The following is a 3,295-nucleotide window of genomic DNA, read 5'->3' as shown; positions in this document are numbered from 1 at the left end:
CCCAAATAGAGATAATTCCCCAAGGGGCAATTATTGAAATTATCACCGAAACCGGACCCCACAGAATCCAAATTCAGGGAAGCAGTATCGGTTTTTCCTCTCCTCATACCTCTGGAGTTTCTCAGTCCTCTCAATCGACAACCGCTACCAGTTTCTCCTCCCCACCGATGCAACCGATGCAACCGATGCAACCAATGCAACCAATGCAACCAATGCAACCGATGAAAATGGGTAATATGTCGATGAATTTTGCCCCCATGGAAATGCAAATGGGAGATATGAAAATGAGTATGGGAGACGCAAAAACCGTCAGTAAAGCCCAATTTTGTAGTCAATGCGGGGCAAAAGTAGCAGCAACCGATCGCTTTTGTAGTAGCTGTGGTCATCAGTTACAGCGATAAAACCTGTTTAGCTAAATCTATAACTCCTTTTCGGGCAAAATTTTGTTTATATTGGCTGAATTGACCCGCAGAGGGGGAATATATCCCCTGTCTGGGTTTAATCCGAACTGAGGTTAACCACGGCTAATTCTAATGTTTGCCCTTCCCTTTCTAGCTCCTTTTTGCTAAAACTTAACACCTCATCCAGACAATCAATTACTACCGTATCCCCTTCCATAAAAGCTTGTTCGAGAATTTTTGTGGCTAAAGGATTCTCTAACTCCCGTTGGATAGCGCGTTTTAAAGGTCGCGCACCGTAGGTGGGATCGTAACCAACAGTAACGATATGATTTTCTGCTGCCGTAGTTAATTCTAGATTGATTTTTTGTTCTCCTAATAATCTTTCCAGACGCTGTAATTGCAGACGAACAATGTAACGCAATTCTTCTTTTTTCAGGGTATGGAAAATAATTAAATCGTCGATACGATTCAAAAATTCGGGACGAAAATGACTCCGCAAAGCTGTTAAAACCCGTTTCCGCATCTCCTCATAATCGGCATCTTCGGAAACATTTAAAATATGGTCACTGCCAATATTACTGGTCATGACGATAATCGTATTCCGAAAATCCACCACTCGTCCCTGAGAGTCGGTAATGCGCCCATCGTCAAGCACTTGTAATAAAATGTTAAAAACATCCCGATGGGCTTTTTCCACTTCATCCAATAAAACCACCGAATAGGGACGACGACGCACCGCTTCCGATAGTTGTCCCCCTTCCTCGTAACCCACATAACCCGGAGGCGCGCCGATTAACCGCGAAACCGCGTGTTTTTCCATGTATTCCGACATATCGATGCGAACCATGGCTTCCTCGGAGTCGAACAGTAACCCCGCCAAGGCCCGCGCTAACTCGGTTTTACCCACTCCTGTGGGTCCCATAAATAGGAATGAACCAATCGGACGGGAGGGATCTTTCATTCCTGCGCGTGCGCGTCGAATCGCCGCTGCTACTGCCGTGACCGCTTCATTTTGTCCGACAACTTTTTTCTGTAAATGAGACTCTAATTCTAATAATTTTTGTCGTTCCGATTCCATTAAACGATTGACGGGAATTCCCGTCCACCGGGCGACTATTTCGGCGATATCTGCATCAGTTACCTGTTGTCTTAACAGGGTCGAACCTGCTGCTTGAATAGTTTCTAGTTCTTTTTCTTTTACTTCTAATTCCCCCTGTAAAATTTCTAGTTTGCCATACTTTAATTGCGCCGCTTTATTGAGATCATAAGCTCGTTCCGCCTGTTCCACCTGTAGGCGCAATTGTTCCTCTTCCTCTCGCAATAATTTAATTTCCTCGGCGATATGTTTTTCCGTTTGCCATTGGTCAGCAAGAGGCTTTTGTTTACTTTCTAATTCCTCAATTTCTTCGATAATTCTTTCTAAACGCTCTTGAAAAGCTCGATCTTTTTTCTCCTCTTTTTCTAAGGAAAATTTTTCCATCTGTAACTGCATTAAGCGACGATCTATCATTTCCAAATCAGCGGGTTTAGTGGTACTTTCTACCTCTAATTTTGCCGCCGCTTCATCGACTAAATCGATCGCTTTATCCGGTAAAAAACGATCGCTAATATAACGATGGGATAAGGTAGCTGCTGCCACTAGAGCCGAATCGGTAATTGTCACCCCATGATGCAGCTCATAACGTTCTTTTAAACCCCGGAGAATTGAGATAGTATCCTCCACGGAAGGTTCCTTAATATAAACCTGTTGAAAACGTCTTTCTAAAGGGGGATCTTTTTCAATATGATTGCGATATTCATCTAAAGTTGTCGCCCCAATACAGCGCAATTCTCCCCGAGCTAACATAGGTTTTAATAGGTTGCCCGCATCCATCGATCCCCCTTCCCTAGAACCCGCACCGACGACGGTATGTAGTTCATCAATAAAGAGAATAATTCGCCCTTCTGATTGGGTAACTTCTTTCATGACTGACCGCAATCTTTCCTCAAATTCGCCTCGATATTTTGCCCCAGCGATTAAACTTCCCATATCGAGGGAAATTAACTGACGATTTTTCAAAGATTCGGGAACATCTCCGTTAACAATCCTTTGGGCCAATCCTTCAGCAATAGCGGTTTTTCCTACTCCTGGTTCACCGATTAAAACCGGGTTATTTTTTGACCGTCGCGAGAGGACTTGTACCACCCGTCGAATTTCTTCATCGCGACCGATAACTGGGTCTAATTTGCCTTCTTTGGCCGCTGCTGTTAAATCCCGGCCATATTTATCTAAAGCTTCGTATTTTTCCTCTTGATTGGGTTCAGTAACCTTTTGAGTACCGCGAATCGCTTTGATGGCCAATTCTAAATCTTGGGGGTCAAGATTGAAAGTGCGTAAACATTTCCGGCCAACCCTTTCATCTTCGGCAAAACCGACGAGAAGATGTTCGACGGAGATAAATTTATCTTGCCAACTTTCCCGGGATGCTTCCGCGCGATCGAGTAACAGATCAAGACCACGACCTAGGTATAATTGATCGACGATGGCCACTTTCGGCTGTCGGTTGGTGAAGACTTCTAGCTGTTGTTGCAGTCGGGGAATTTCTATATTAGCTTTTTGTAAAATCCGGGTGGCTAGACCGTTATTCTGCTCTAGGAGGGCAATAATAACGTGTTCCACCTCTAAGGTCTGATTTTTAAAGCGTCGCGCAATTTCTTGCGATTTAACAATCGAATCCCAAGCTTGTTCTGTAAATTTATTCGAGTCTGTGGGTTGCATTCTGCACCAATGAGGAAAGCCAGTGTCAGAGGTATAGTATAGCAAGGAGTCTCGATCGATCACAAAGTTCTGGGATCGGCAAAAGGTCTGACTTGAAAGAGGGTGTGGGGTGTGGGGTGTAGGGTGTAGGAAGGAA

2 protein-coding genes are annotated in these 3,295 nt (G+C 44.2%); one reads left to right on the top strand and one right to left on the bottom strand.

Annotated elements, in window-relative coordinates; all coding sequences use genetic code 11:
• Positions 1-401 (top strand): zinc ribbon domain-containing protein (locus tag IQ242_RS20270; protein WP_193961194.1); only part of this gene is annotated, 401 nt, incomplete at its 5' end.
• 97 nt (positions 402-498) lie between these two features.
• Here the strand turns inward: IQ242_RS20270 and clpB are convergent.
• Positions 499-3,159, bottom strand: coding sequence for an ATP-dependent chaperone ClpB (gene clpB, locus IQ242_RS20265; RefSeq protein ID WP_193961193.1), 2,661 nt, complete (start codon positions 3,157-3,159; stop codon positions 499-501).
• Positions 3,160-3,295 lie beyond the last annotated feature (136 nt).

The organism is Microcystis sp. LEGE 08355 (assembly GCF_015207185.1).
Lineage (GTDB): Bacteria > Cyanobacteriota > Cyanobacteriia > Cyanobacteriales > Microcystaceae > Microcystis > Microcystis panniformis.
The sequence above is the reverse complement of the archived record's forward strand: the minus strand, read 5'-3'. Positions and strand labels throughout refer to the sequence as shown.